Genomic DNA, 14341 nt, shown 5'->3' on the forward strand with positions numbered 1-14341 from the left:
CTCCCGTTAATCAGCGAGCAGTGCGCAAGCGGGGATCGATTACCGCGTAGGCAATATCCACCAGCGTGTTGAGCACGACGAAGATGAAGGAAATGATGCAGAGATACGCCGCCATCACCGGAATATCGAGGAAGGTGACGGCCTGAATGAACAACATGCCCATGCCCGGCCACTGGAACACTGTCTCGGTGATGAGGGCGAAGGCAATCAACGACCCGACATTCATGGCGGTCATCGTCACCACCGGCATGAGACAATTGCGCAGCGCATGCCTGAAATAGATGCGCCAACGTGGAATGCCGCGAGCGCGGGCGAATTTCACATAATCAGAACGCAGCACTTCCAGCATTTCGGCACGCACAAGCCGCATGACGAGAGTCACTTGATAAAGCGAAAGCGCAATGGATGGCAGCAGGATAGCGGCGCGGCCCGAAGGATACAGCAGCCCTGTAGACCACCAGCCGAGCTGAACCACATCACCGCGCCCAAATGCCGGAAGCCATCCAAGCGACACTGAAAAAACGAGGATCAGCAGAATACCGACCACGAAGCTCGGCAGCGAAACGCCGACAATGGAGAGAAATTGGAGGCCCTCCGTATACCATTTGCCTCGTTTGATCGCGGTCAGCACACCCAGGGGCAGGCCGACCAGCAGCGAGATCAGGGTGGCAACGAGCACAAGCTCAAGTGTTGCAGGAAAGCGTTCACCAATGAGGTTCAATACATCCTGCCCATTTCGATAGGAAATGCCGAAATTGCCCTGCGCCGCATTGACCACAAAACGGGTGTATTGCGTCATAAGACCATCGTTAAGGCCAAGTCGCTCGCGCAGATTATCACGATCGGCCTGCGTCATCTGCTCGTTAGCCATCATCTCGACAGGGTCGCCAGCCAGCCGAAAAATCAAAAAGGCAAGCAAAGCGACGGCCAACATCACCATGACAGCGTTTGCCAGGCGCTTAATGATAAAAACCAGCATGGAATTCCCTCGGTAAGAACAGGGCGCCGCGGGGGACGCCGGTCCCCTGCGGCCTCATGATTGTATTATTTTGCAAAGTGCGTCAGCCAATGACGCGGTTTGTTGTCCGGCAGTTGCACGATCTTGTCGATCTTCTTCGACATGACCCATGCCATCGGTTGCTGGTGCAAAGGCAGCATTACGATTTCCTCCTTCACCATCTTTAAGGCTTCGGTCTGCAATGCCAGACGCTTGGTTCGATCCATCTCGGTCGATGCCTGCACGATAAGCTTGTCGATATCCGGATAGCTCCAGCCACCCCAGTTGAAGACACCGGCATTGGCTGTCTTGGTCTCGATCATCTGTAGAAGAATGGAATAACTGTCGAGCATCGGCTCAGTCGCCCAGCCGATTAGATAGACGTCGGCCTTGCCGCCTGTGCGTTTGGGCGCCTGCGCTGCGGTCGGGGCGATGTCGAGCTGGGGCTTGAATCCGCCCCTGCTCAGCATATTCACCAGGCCCTGACACAGCTCCTCCTCATTCACATAAGCATCCGTCGTGCACACCAGCGTGAATGGATATTCAGTGGCGTCGGCCTCTGCCAGAAGCTTCTTCGAGAGCTCTGGGTCATATTTGAGCGTGGTGTCCAATTCCGGCGTATAGCCCGGAATTTCCGGCGCGACTACGGCACCTGCCGTGCGCGACTTGCCCCGCATGATGCGCTTCTGGATCAGGTCACGGTCAAGCGCATGGGCAAAAGCCTGGCGCACACGCAGATCGTTGAACTTGTTCTCCGAACCATTGGCAAGCTTCGATTTTCGATTGAAGCCAACCATCACCGTGCGCAAGTCCGTACGCTCGAGCACATTGAGGTCCGGCTGGGCCTGCAAACGCGGAAGATCCTGCGACGGCGCGTTCTCCGTAAAGTTGATTTCACCAGAGAGAAGGGCCGCCACACGGGTCGCCGCCGAGGTAATGGGTGTGAACTCAATCCGATCGATGTTCGACTGCGACTTGTCCCACCAGTCCGCGTTCTTCACAAGGATGGTTTTGGAATCCGGCACGCGGCTTTCAAGCTTGAACGGGCCGGTGCCATTGGTGTTGTAGGTGGCATATCCTTCAATTTTCGCGCCGACATCCGTCGGCTTTTCCGAATTGTTGTTCTTCAACCAGCCGGCATCGAAGATATGAATGTTGGTAAGGTCGTTGAGCAGCAGCGGGTAAGGCCCGCTCAACTCGATATCGACCGTATGGTCGTCTACCTTCTTGGAGGACTTGTAGGCAGGAAGATTTCCACGCAATGGCGAGACTGGATCACTCACGCGTTTCAATGAAGCGAGGACGTCATCTGCGTTGAACTCGGCACCGTCATGAAACTTTACGCCTTTGCGCAGGTGAAAACGCCACACCGTATCCGAAACATTTTCCCAGGATTCGGCAAGTGCAGGCTCGATTTTCAGTTCGGCATCGTAACGCACCAAACCTTCATAAACATGATTGAGGAAAGACAAGGTATAGCTGTCACCATAGGAGTATGGATCGAGCGAGTAGATATCGCGCGATGCCCCCCATTTCAGCGTCTCCGCGTGGCCTGACAGGGTCAGGCTCGCCAGCACGGTCGCCGCAAGGCCCAGTTTTTTCAACATTGATTTGCTCCGCTTCTGGAAATTTGCGCCTCTTTTCGAGGTCTATTTTCATGGATAGCCGCAACCATGGCTCGCATGGTGACTTCGCACCCCTATGGCACGCTTCGCATTGATTGTGATTTTCCTCCCTCCAACACGGGCCTGCCTTTCCGGCTTGCTTCTTGGCCACGAGGGACAGTATGGCTATTAGTCAAAAGTTGTCAACGTGATTGTTGACAATATAATTATATTTGCGCGGCTGATATGTCGACAAAGATCGCCGATGGGGGCAGCGTTCCAAGCTGTCTTTATCAGAACCGCCTACCACCAAATGCCGTAGCCGGGCCGATGCTGGGCGTCATATAAATGTGTCGGGACGAAAGGCAGCGATGTTGACGCTTCTGCTCGCCTGCATCTTCCGATGTCACGGTCGTCCGGATACTAAAAGAGCGTCTCATCGAGATGAAACGCTCCATTTTTCCAATTATCTGGTGACTAACCTTACTCAGCCATCATGGTGTGCCAGTGACGCGGCTTGTTGTCGGCACGGAAATCCACGTTTTGGACCTTGTCGAGCATTCCCCAGGCGATAGGCTGCTGGTGAAGCGGGATCAGGATGGCCTTCTCCTTGGCGAACTTCAGCGCTTCCTCCTCCAGCGCCAGACGTTTGGCGGTGTCCGGCTCCTGAGCCGCCTTTTTCACCAGTTCGTCAAGTTCTGGATAGGACCATCCACCATAATTGGAAACACCGGTGGAACCGCTGCGTGTCGAGAGAACCTGGGAAAGCAACGAATAGGCATCGAGGGTCGGCTCGTTGGCCCAACTCAGATTGAACATATCAGCTTTGCCGTTCGTACGCTTGGGCTGTTGCACGGCACGCGGACCCATATCGATGGTCGGCTCGAAGCCGGAACGCTTCAGCATGTTTGCAATGCCAGAGCAAATATCTTCCTCGTTGATGCTCTCGTCATTCATGCACAGATAGGTGAAGGTCAACCCCTTCTGGCCTGCTTCTTCCAGCAGCTTTTGTGCAAGCTTGGGATCTGCGGGCTGATAGACGTCGAGGGATTTGGCATAACCCGCGATTTCCGGTGCTATGAGCGAACCGGAAGGCCGCGCCAGACCGCGCATGATCTTCTTGTTGATAAGATCGCGGTCGATGCTCGCTTCGACTGCCTGGCGGACGCGAACGTCGAGGAACGGGTTTGGACGCCCATCCTCAAGTTTTTCCTTGCCGTTGAAACCTATGAAGACCGTGCGCAGTTCGGTACGCTTGCTCACCTTGATACCCGGTGAAGATTCCAGCCTTGGAAGATCCTGAATAGGAGCGGAGTCAACCAGATCTATTTCGTTGGAAAGCAATGCAGCAACGCGGGTCGCAGCAGAGGAGATCGGGACATACTCGATGCGGTCGAGATTATGCTTTTTCTCATCCCACCACTGATCGTTGACCACGAGAACCGTTTTCGAATCCGGAACGCGGCTGTCCAGCTTGAATGGACCGGTGCCATTGGTATTGTGGGTGGCATAATTTTCGGTTTTGGAGGCGATATCGGTCGGCTTTTCGGCATTGTTGTCCTTGAGCCATTTTGCATTGAACATGAAGACGTTGGTCATGTCGTTCAGGAACAATGCGGTTGGCGACGAAACTTCGATATCTACTGTGAAGTCGTCCACTTTCTTCACGCCGACATAGAGCGGAATATTTCCACGCAGCGGCGAGGTCGGATCTGAAACACGGTTCATCGATGCGACAACATCGTCAGCCGTGAAGTCCGCACCGTTGTGAAACTTCACGCCCTTGCGCAAGGTAAAGCGCCAGTACTTGTTGTCGACGAGCTTCCATTCCGTCGCAAGCGCCGGTTCAATCTCGAAATTCGGACCGTAGCGGATCAGTCCTTCGTAAATATGGTTCAAGAACGCGAGATTGGAAGTCGAAGGAACTGAATCCGGATCAAGGGAGTAGATGTCCGCGCGGCTGCCCCAGCGCAATGTAGCCGCACCCGCCGATGAAACCGCGAGTGGAGCAGCGACAGCCGCTGCGGTCAGCGCCGATATGAGAAATCTGTTTAGACGCGTCATGCTCTTCCCTTCATGAGTAACGATCAAATTCGTTCGTCCGAATTTTTAAGCAGTATCATAATCCGTTTCATTATTGTCAACGATATTGTTGCCAATTATGCTTTAGAACATCGACACTAAAAAGCGGTTTTCAATGCGGCAAACGCGCAGGGAAACGGACAACGAGGGGAAAGTGAATGGATGGATTTCTGCTGCTCCACGGGACAATCGTAACGGTCGACAGCACGCGGCGGATCATTGAGGACGGTGGTCTGGCGATCGAAAAGGACAGGATCGTCGATATCGGCACGGCAGAAGAACTCCATGTCCGGCATGCCAGTAAAAAAATAATGGACTGCACCGGCAAACTGATCATCCCCGGACTGGTCGACGCTCACGGGCATGCTGGGCATGCCTTGATCCGCAGCATCGGTGCTGACACCAACTCGCTGTGGATGCGGATCGTCACTCCAACCTACTATCACTATGTCACGCGCGATTATTGGTACGCTGATGGTCTGGTCTCTGGCCTCGAAAGATTGTGCGCCGGTGTAACGACATCCGCCAGCGTCATCACCTCCATGCCGCGCAGCGATGATCCGGCCTTCGCAATCAATCATGCTCGCGCCTATTCAGAACTCGGTTTACGGGAGATCATCTGCGTCGGCCCCGGGGGCCTGCCATGGCCGCAATCGGTTACACGTTGGGATAGAGGCGAACCGGAGCGACACAGCGTTTCTTTCGAGGAAATGATGGATGGTGCCGAGGCCGTGATCGAAAGCCTGAACGGAACCGCCGATGGACGCATAAAGGTCTTTCTGACGCCCTTCACCATCGTCCCGTCGGTTGAACCGTCGAACGCGTCGACGCCGGATTTCGCCGTAACATTGACCAAGGATGACCGGATGCAGGCAAGGCGCATTCGTGAAACCGCGCGCAAATGGGGTGTGCGTATCCATTCCGACGCTTTTGCCGGACAAATCCGCATGGCCTGGCAGGACAAGGAGAATGGGCTTCTCGGCCCCGACGTGCACCTCCAGCATTGCTGGGGTATTTCATATGAAGAGATTGACATCCTTGCCGAGACAGGCACGCATGTCACCCACGCTCCGCCTGGCCGTTCGACACCGATCATGCAGATGATGGCCCGAGGCGTTCCTGTCGCCATCACTTCGGACGGCGCGGCTCCCAGCCGCCATTTTGACATGCTGCAAATCGCACGCATCGCCCAGTCGACGCAGCATATCCTGCACAATCACGATCGCTATATCCTCCCGCCGGGCAAAGTCTTCGAAATGATCACCATCGACGCGGCGCGTGCAATCGGCATGGATCACGAGATCGGGTCTCTCGAAAAAGGCAAAAAGGCCGATATCGCCATTATCGATATGCGCAAGCCTCATCTGACACCCAACTGGATGCCGGTTCACCGTCTGATCCATCAGGCGCTGGGAAGCGACGTGGATACCGTGATCGTGGACGGAAAAATCCTCATGGAGGATGGCAAGGTGCTCACCGCCAATATGCATGAAGCGCTGGCCTTCGGTGAAGCGGAAGCGCTTGCGCTGGTGGCGAGAGCGGGCTTGCAAAGCCATATGCATGACCCGGGCTGGGGGCAACTGCACCGCACCTTTCGTGAACCTATAAACCTGCCCTCGTTGCCCGATATCCGGCGGTAAGCACCCGCCTTTGCGAATTCTGAAATTGGGGCTGATCACAACGTCACGGGTTCGTTTCGATCGGGAGGTTGCGGCAGCAAGATTTGCAACATCTTGCTGCCATTCGACCAATTCAGGCTTCTGGCGAGTAACCGAAGGTTGCAGCCGGGTTTTCGGCTGTTTCCACCCAGATACTCTTCGCCTGCGTATAAGCCATCAACGCATCCTTACCGCTCGAGCGACCGTAGCCGCTGCGACCGAAACCGCCGAACGGCGACATGACGGAAATGGTCTTGTAACCGTTGATCCAGAAGGTTCCGGCCCGAACACTGGCTGCAACACGGTGAGCTCGCGCGACATTCTCCGTCCAGACAGCGCCTGCGAGTCCGTAGGCGTTGTCATTGGTGAGCGCAATTGCTTCCGCTTCGTCATCGAAAGACATGACGGCCACAACCGGACCGAACACTTCCTCCCTGGCAATCGTCATTGCCGGATCGACATGATCGAGGATTGTCGGCGCATAATAGTAGCCTCCGGTTTCCTCCAGGGCCGTCGGCTTTCCGCCTCCCGCCGCGAGCACCGCCCCATCCGTCACGCCGTCCCGGACCATCTGGTCGATCTTCGACCATTGCCGCGCATTGTTGATCGGACCGATATGTGAATTGTCGTCATAAGGGTCGCCTACGACGATACGGTTTGCGGCAGCGGCGTAACGCTCCACAAATTCCTGATGAATGGAACGGTGAACCAGCAAGCGTGAACCGGAGACACAACTCTGGCCTGCCCCACTGAAAATGGCCGATTGCGCACCGATCAGTGCACGGTCAATATTGGCGTCCGCGAAGACGATATTGCCGGATTTCCCGCCCAGTTCGAGAATACACGGAACAACGTTCTTCGCCGCCGTTGCCGCGATCGCTGAACCGGCCTGTGCCGAACCGACGAAAACGACCAGGCCTGTAGTTGGATGGGAAACCGCAGCCTGTCCGGCGGTCGGGCCCTGCCCGGCAATCACATTCACCAGACCACGCGGCGCGCCACCCAGTTCACACATGAGGCCGAGAATAAGCGTGGAGAGCGGCGTCAACTCGGATGGCTTGATGACGACACCGTTCCCCGCACAAATTGCCGGTGCTATCTGCCACCCGCCGGTGAACAGAGGCGCATTCCACGGCGTAATCTGTGTAACGACGCCGATGGGTTCATGGCGCGTATAGTTGAGATGGCTGCTCGGCACCGGGATGACATCGCCATAGAGCTTGTCGCACCAGCCGGCGTAATATTCGAACATCTCGGCGACACGCACTGCTTCACCCCGAATATCGCGAATGGGGCGACCGGCAGAACGGCTTTCGATTTCAGCGATCAAAGGAGCATGTTCGCGAATGCGCCGGGCAATCTCGTTCATCACGCGGCCCCGGGCGGACGCTGTCAGGGCCATCCATTCCTTTTGAGCGCGGGCGGCAGCGTCCATTGCCGCATCGACAATCGACTGGTCGGCATCCCTGAAGGACGCGAATACCTTGCCGGTCGCCGGATCGGTCAGTTTCTGTTCGTCACCGCTTCCGACAACGATTTCTCCATTCACGAAGCTGCCGATCTCACTCTTCGGGAAGAAGCTCTGGAAAATTTCGGCAATGCGCGCGGCTTGCGCTTTGGGGTCAATTGGGTGCGTCATTATTCTGGCCTTTACTTGGACGAGTCAGGTTGGAAAGCACCCATGCGGGTGAAGTCGTCGCGATCCTCAAGATGGTTCGAGCCAGCCCAGAGCTTCGCCACGACGGATGTCAGGGGGATATCTGCCCCGGTGCGTTCGGCCAGTTCCTGCGCCAAGCGCACATCCTTGCGCATCAAGCCCATCGTGAAACCACTGTCGAAACGGTCGTTCATTATCCAAGTCGGAAAGTGAACCTCGCTGATCATGGATTTTCCTGAAGCTGCATTCAGAACACGGAGTGCGGATTCGGGGCTTATTCCAGCGGCAAGCGCCAGCTTCAGGCCTTCGCTGGTGGTCACCATGTGGGCTGCTGCAAGCAGATTGTTGACGAGTTTTGCAACATTGCCCGCGCCGCTCGGTCCCACATGCAATGCCTTGGCGGCCATGGTTTCGATAACGGGCTGAGCCAGTGCCAGATCCGCATCGCTGCCACCGATCATCATTGTCAGTTTACCCGACGCAGCCCCGGCCGGGCCGCCGCTCACAGGGGCGTCGAGGAAGCCATGACCAAGCGCATCGAGCTTCTGGGCAAGCGCGCGGCTGACATCCGGTTCGGATGTTGATGTATCGATAATGACGACGCGGCTGCGCCCAGCACCCAACTGGTGGATATGCGCATTGACAACCGTCTCGACATCACGCGCAGTTGGAAGTGAGAAAACCAGAAAATCAGCGTTCTCGAACAGTTTGTCGAGCGTATCTGCGGGCGTCACATTCACCTTCTGGGCCAATGCCTTACGCTCCGGCGACAAATCGAATCCCAGCGTAGCGAACCCCTTTGCCGCCAGGGTTTGCGCCATGCCGAGCCCCATGCTGCCGAGGCCGACCACACCGATCACCGGGAGTTCCTGTTGCGCCATTCCTAATCTCCATTGCTCCTCGACCCCCGTGCGGCAGATCGCGTTTCGAATGGAGAAAAGCTCGCACCAAAGCGCGCGGTCGCATAGCCGGTTTGCAGACAACGCTGCGTCCCGTCATGCGCAACAGCAACACGCAAGACCTATCGAAACGCTGCCATGTTGTTGGCGAGAAACCCGCTCAACCGTTCTACCGATAGCGGCAGTCGGCGCCGCGCACGCACCATCAGATGTGCACTCGCTTCAGCCAGAAGCGGGTCGGACAGTTCGCGTATGGCGACGGCCTCGCGAGCCAGTTCCGTGGATACGGCGAACCGGGGCAGAAAAGATATGCCAAGCCCTGCAATCACGAACCGCCTCAAGACATCGATCGATGTCGTTTCGACCAGGGGTGAAATTGCAAATCCACGATCAGCTGCGACCCGCGTGACAAGTTGTGTAATGCCATGGCCTGGCCCTAGCAACGCATTGGGCAAACCTGCGCAGTCAGCGAGTTCCAGCCGGTCCTTTGCCAATACCGGATGGCCTGGCGGTGCGACCACGCAGAGCGGCTGTTTGGAAATGGCAAGCGACCGAACCCGGGCATCCGTCAGCGGATTATAGGCGATGCCAATATCGGCGTCTCCGTTGGCAATCCCGTCCAGCACGCTTTCCGTGCCGCCCAGCTGTAGATCGTACTGCACGTCCGGATAGATCCTGACAAAGGAACCAAGTCCATGTTGCAGAATGTCAGCGAGAAACCCTTCGCCGCACAGGATGCGGACCCGCCTTTGCTGCACACCTTTAAGAAAGCCCAGTTGCTCCCTCAGGAGACTGTGTTCTTCCAGAACACGCCTGCTATGCTCCAGGACCAGCTCGCCAGCTTCTGTCAAAGCCATGCCGCGTGCGTTTCGTTCAAACAAGGTCAAACCGATCTTGCGCTCTGTTTCGGCAATCTGACGGCTCACGACAGAAGGCGCAACGTTCACATGCTCGGCGGCACCTCGAATCGACCCGATCCGAACAACCGCCATGAACATTCGCAATTCTTTCGCATCGAGCGTTTCCATGGCACTATGTTGCTTGATTGGTGTCCGGGATCAAGGGAAGATGGGAACGAGGCCGAGCAGCCATCAGCCTGACGCCAGTTCGCTTGCAACCAGTTTGATCCAGAAGTTGGCACCTATCGGCAGAAGGGCGTCATTGAAATCATAATATGGTGAATGCAGACCCGGATTGCGTCCGTCACGACGGCTACCGAGCCAGAAGTAACAACCCGGTTTCTCCTGCAGCATGAAAGCGAAATCTTCGGCTGCCATGCTCGGGGCCACATCAAGAACCTCGAGGCCAAGGTCGGGTGACACAGCGAGTTCACGGATTCTGCGGGCATTGTCTGCTGTATTGATCGTTGAAGGATAACGTTTTTCGTAATCGACGCGTGCCGTACAACCAAAACCACTTGCGATTGAAGCAGCGAGCTCCTGCATCCGGCGGATAATCGTCTCCCCGACATCGGGCAAGAACCAGCGGGTGGTTCCGCGGATCACCATGCTTTCCGGAATGACATTCCAGGCGTCACCGCCATGCATCTGCGTGACGGAAACAACCGCGGATTCCAGCGGCGAAACATTGCGGCTGGCAATAGTCTGCAATGCCGTGACCAATTGCGCGGCGGCGACCACCGGGTCTGCGCCCTCATGCGGCATCGCCCCGTGCGCTCCCTTGCCGATCAGTTCGATCTCGAACGTCCCGAATGCTGCCATCATCGCATCGTCACGAGCTACGCAGGTCCCTACATCGAGCGCCGGCCAGTTGTGCAAGCCGTAAACCGCATCGACTGGAAAGTCCGTAAACAGTCCCCCACGCACCATTTCGCGACCGCCGCCTTCGTTTTCCTCGGCCGGTTGGAAAATGAAGCGTACGGTTCCGTCAAATTCAAGTTTGCTGACCACCTTTGCGGCAGCAAGAGCCATGGCTACATGTCCGTCATGACCACAGGCATGCATTTTGCCGGGTCTCTCCGATTCATAGCCGACACCGCTCTTTTCGATGATCGGCAAGGCATCCATATCCGCTCGGATGCCGATAGCGCGTTTCGACGTACCGCGCGTCAGGCTGCCGATCACGCCCGTTCCCGCAAAGCCGGACCGGACGCTAAACCCCCAGAGTTGGAGCTTTTCCGCTATGAAGGCGGCTGTGCGTTTTTCCTCGAAAGCAAGTTCGGGATGCCGGTGCAGATCATGCCGCCATCCCGTTGCTTCCGCTATATCGGCTTCACTGAGAAAAACAGCCATGCGAGCAATTCCCCTATATTATTCATGGCAGGCCCGCGGATCGAGCCTGCCATGATGCATTTAACCCGTAATGCGCAACGTCAGATCTGCGATGATTACCGAACCAAGGTAAGTGCCGATCATCACGCAGATAGCGACAACGACGATCTTCCAGCCGGAACGGCGAGCAATCTCGAATTCGTTGCGCGTCAACGCCAGACCGCCATAGGCCAGCGCGGGTGTTGCCAGCGCGAGAAAGTTCAGTTCCCCCACTTTCGCCAGAACAAACTCCGATCCGGGGACGCCGGGAATGGTGATGACAATGGCAATGAGGGAAACCCAGGCAACGCTCGGCAGATAGAAAGGCATATAACGGGCCAATATCAAGCCGCCGATGGATGCAGCGTAAAGCACCGCCATGCCCGGCAGCGCCTGTGCAGGTGTCACGCCCGTGCCGACCCAGTTCGCGACTAATCCGAGAAAGCAGGCAATAACCAGAAGCAAGGCATTTTCTACAATATCGATCTTGCGTTCGTCAGTCGTCTCGACAGACAGGGTCAGATGGTCGATCGTATTTTTCACTGATTTTGAAGTCATCAGTCTCTCCCTTACGCCGCGTCGCGATATTCTTCGGGGCGGCACTTTTTATAGAGCCATTCCGTGAGCGGCAGCGCCACAAACAGGCCGACATATAGTCCCGTCGCATAGGTGAGGATGTTGCTGGCGGCAGCCAGCGCCAGAATGAGATCCTTCTGTTCCGGCAAGACGCTGACCAGACCGCCCGTGCAGGCCGCAAGCATGCTGCCCGAACCGACACCGCACGACATGGCCAGCGCACGAAAATCAAAAAGCCCCAGACTGTTGACGAGCGGCGGCATCAAGGCAAAAACGAACGTGCCAATCAGAGTTCCGGTAGCGTAGACTCCCATCACGCCCGCACCTTCCGGACTGTCCAGACCATATTTGTCAGCAATCAGGGCCAAGTTAGGCTCCCGGTCAATCGAATAGGTTGCGCCGATGGTCTCCCGTCCCATGCGCAGCAGGAAAACGGCGATAGGAAAGGCGACGGCAATCGTTCCCAGATTGCCAATCTCCTGCAAAACGAGAGCAGGTCCGGCAGCAATAATATTCTCGATCTGAGGACCGACCGTCGTTCCGAACTTGGCGATGAACGGCATGATAGCAATGGTGATCATTGTGCCTGACAGCTTGACCGAGTCAGACTTCAGAACTTTCCCCGTCGCCTTCAAGATATTTGGATTCAGGATGACACCGAGAGCAAAGGCATAGAGCATCGGCAGAAAGATTACGGCACCGATGCCGATGGATATTTTCCGTATACCGATCAGTTCGGAAATACAGATGATTGCCAGTACAAACGCGTGCAACCAGATATGGCGCATCGCAAATACATTATTCCCCTTCACGCGGGCCTCCTTGTTTTTCTTCATACGCGCTATGCTTCAGTATGATGAGTTTGGGTCGAAGCACCAGCCTCAGGGGAAGGAACACAGTGTTGCTTTTGCAACAACGGCAGCCCTCGAACACGAGGCTGCGAAGACTTCTTGATCGTCCATGATCAAATGTCATGGCCTTCGCGAAATCCGCGAAAGCCAACTTTTCAGCGTTTTCCCGCTCTTATGATGAGCCGCTTGCGATTTGGCTACCGACCCGCGGCCGCATATCGGTCCCAGCAATCGCCAAGGTCCCTTGACAATTTGTGCTTCATGATGCGTTGGCTCGGTGTGCGTTCGAACTCCTCGACCACCGCAATGTAACGAGGGTTCTGATAGGCCGCGAGACGGCTCGTCAGCCATTCCGAAAGCGCCCCCGGATCAACTTCGCAGCCGGATTTCGGCTTGACGAACAGCTTTATGTCCTGCTCGCCGATTTCGGCGGCAACGCCGACAATCGCGCAATCCTCCACCGATGGATAGGCTCCGGCGACATGTTCGACTTCCCATGCCGAAACGTTCTCGCCCTTGCAGCGCACGCTGTCGGTCAGTCGACCATGGAACCAGAGATTGCCATCCGCATCGAACGAACCGGAATCGCCGGTATGAAGCGCGCCGTTGCGCAATGTCTTTGCAGTCGCTTCAGGGTTGTGCAGATATCCCTGGAACAACGCGCCTTCGATGGAAGACCGCACAACGATCTCACCTTTCTCACCGTCAGCCACCGGCTTTCCTGTTTCGTCGAGAAGCTCGACCGTGAACCACGGCATTGGCTTGCCGACAGCACCGACTGTTCCGTTATCGTTGCAGGTGGTGATGCTGGAGGCTTCAGTCATGCCGTAGCATTCGCGCATTTCCACCCCGAAGCGGTCGCGGAAAAGCGGCCAGACTTCTTTCGGGCACCCGCCGCCCCAGGCGATGCGCACGGGGTGATCTCGATCAGAAGCGCGCTCCGGCTGCTTCAGCAAAATTTGCAGAATGCCGCCCAGATAATGGATATGCGTTGCTCCATATTCGCGGACCTGTGCCCAAAAGCGGCTGGCGCTGAACCGGTCGACCATCGCGAGTGTGACGTCTTCCAGCGTCGGCAGAACAATAAGCTGCGCACCACCGATGTGATAAAGCGGCTCCCAGACAAAAAATACGTCGCCCGGACGCACCAAAGTCAGTTGCCGTACCGCTTCTCCAGCAAGACGCATCATGCCGTGGGTAACAAGTACCCCCTTTGGCCGCCCGGTAGTGCCGGACGTATACATGATTGCGAAGAGGTCGTCCGCCACCGGCAATTCTTCGGCTGGGCCCCACGCATCCTGAGCGACAATATCCTGTAACGATCCTTCCCCGGAAGTCAGGATAAAGGCATGCGCTGGTAATTCCGCACCGCATTCGCGGATCGTTTCCTGCGCATCCGGGTCGCAGATGACCACGCCAGGTTCACAATGTTCCAGAATATAGCGCAGCCCCTCGCCGCGCTGCTGCGCATTAACCGGCACCCACACGATGCCTGCGCGGGCAAGGGCGAACAACACTGTCAACGAAAGTTCTGAGTTACGCATCATCACGGCGGCCCGATCACCGCGCTTCAGTCCACGAGCGTTGAAATGCGATGCAAGCGCCGCCGATTGACGGTCAATGGCGGCAAACGTGATCGGCTGGCCATTGAAAAGTGCAAAGTTCTGGTCCGGCTTTTGCGCAGCCTTGGTCAGGAAGCTTCCAAGGAAGCCTTCAAATTTCATAGTCATGGGAGGCACTCTGTTTG

The 14341-nt window shown here is 56.4% G+C and carries 11 protein-coding genes; 1 reads left to right on the plus strand and 10 read right to left on the minus strand.

The window, feature by feature from the left end; translation table 11 throughout:
* Nucleotides 1–10: 10 nt before the first annotated feature.
* The 3 genes from ACOWVS_RS11680 to ACOWVS_RS11690 form a co-directional block, all read right to left on the minus strand.
* Complete coding sequence (locus ACOWVS_RS11680) at nt 11–979, minus strand: ABC transporter permease (RefSeq protein ID WP_006469660.1); 969 nt, start codon at nt 977–979, stop codon at nt 11–13.
* A 65-nt stretch (nt 980–1044) separates the two neighbouring features.
* The gene (locus tag ACOWVS_RS11685) at nt 1045–2604 is read right to left on the minus strand and encodes an ABC transporter substrate-binding protein (RefSeq protein ID WP_006469659.1); all 1560 of its coding nucleotides are present in this window, start codon (nt 2602–2604) and stop codon (nt 1045–1047) included.
* Between the two features lie 480 nt (nt 2605–3084).
* Nucleotides 3085–4665 carry an ABC transporter substrate-binding protein gene (locus ACOWVS_RS11690; RefSeq protein ID WP_039853406.1) on the minus strand — a complete coding sequence of 527 codons (1581 nt, stop codon included), beginning with the start codon at nt 4663–4665 and terminating at the stop codon, nt 3085–3087.
* Between the two features lie 176 nt (nt 4666–4841).
* Between ACOWVS_RS11690 and ACOWVS_RS11695 the strand changes: the two genes are divergently transcribed.
* Nucleotides 4842–6323 (plus strand): amidohydrolase family protein, encoded by a 1482-nt coding sequence (locus ACOWVS_RS11695; RefSeq protein ID WP_006469657.1) that lies wholly within the window; start codon nt 4842–4844, stop codon nt 6321–6323.
* A gap of 112 nt (nt 6324–6435) precedes the next feature.
* Here ACOWVS_RS11695 and ACOWVS_RS11700 read toward each other — a convergent pair whose 3' ends face one another.
* The 7 genes from ACOWVS_RS11700 to ACOWVS_RS11730 form a co-directional block, all read right to left on the minus strand.
* Nucleotides 6436–7980, minus strand: a complete 1545-nt coding sequence (locus ACOWVS_RS11700) for an aldehyde dehydrogenase family protein (RefSeq protein ID WP_006469656.1) — start codon at nt 7978–7980, stop codon at nt 6436–6438.
* A gap of 11 nt (nt 7981–7991) precedes the next feature.
* A complete protein-coding gene (locus tag ACOWVS_RS11705) occupies nt 7992–8879 on the minus strand; it encodes an NAD(P)-dependent oxidoreductase (protein ID WP_006470735.1) in 888 nt (295 codons plus the stop codon).
* Between the two features lie 140 nt (nt 8880–9019).
* Nucleotides 9020–9925, minus strand: coding sequence for a LysR family transcriptional regulator (locus ACOWVS_RS11710; protein ID WP_006469654.1), 906 nt, complete (start codon nt 9923–9925; stop codon nt 9020–9022).
* A gap of 63 nt (nt 9926–9988) precedes the next feature.
* On the minus strand, nt 9989–11149 hold the full coding sequence (locus ACOWVS_RS11715; RefSeq protein WP_006470736.1) for a M20 aminoacylase family protein: 1161 nt from the start codon (nt 11147–11149) through the stop codon (nt 9989–9991).
* A 60-nt stretch (nt 11150–11209) separates the two neighbouring features.
* On the minus strand, nt 11210–11725 hold the full coding sequence (locus tag ACOWVS_RS11720; RefSeq protein WP_006470737.1) for a hypothetical protein: 516 nt from the start codon (nt 11723–11725) through the stop codon (nt 11210–11212).
* A gap of 11 nt (nt 11726–11736) precedes the next feature.
* Nucleotides 11737–12579 carry a DUF3100 domain-containing protein gene (locus ACOWVS_RS11725; RefSeq protein WP_006469653.1) on the minus strand — a complete coding sequence of 281 codons (843 nt, stop codon included), beginning with the start codon at nt 12577–12579 and terminating at the stop codon, nt 11737–11739.
* A 212-nt stretch (nt 12580–12791) separates the two neighbouring features.
* On the minus strand, nt 12792–14324 hold the full coding sequence (locus ACOWVS_RS11730; RefSeq protein WP_036564777.1) for an AMP-binding protein: 1533 nt from the start codon (nt 14322–14324) through the stop codon (nt 12792–12794).
* Nucleotides 14325–14341: the final 17 nt, after the last annotated feature.

It is taken from the genome of Brucella sp. IR068, assembly GCF_049065885.1.
GTDB classification, from domain to species: Bacteria; Pseudomonadota; Alphaproteobacteria; order Rhizobiales; family Rhizobiaceae; genus Brucella; species Brucella intermedia.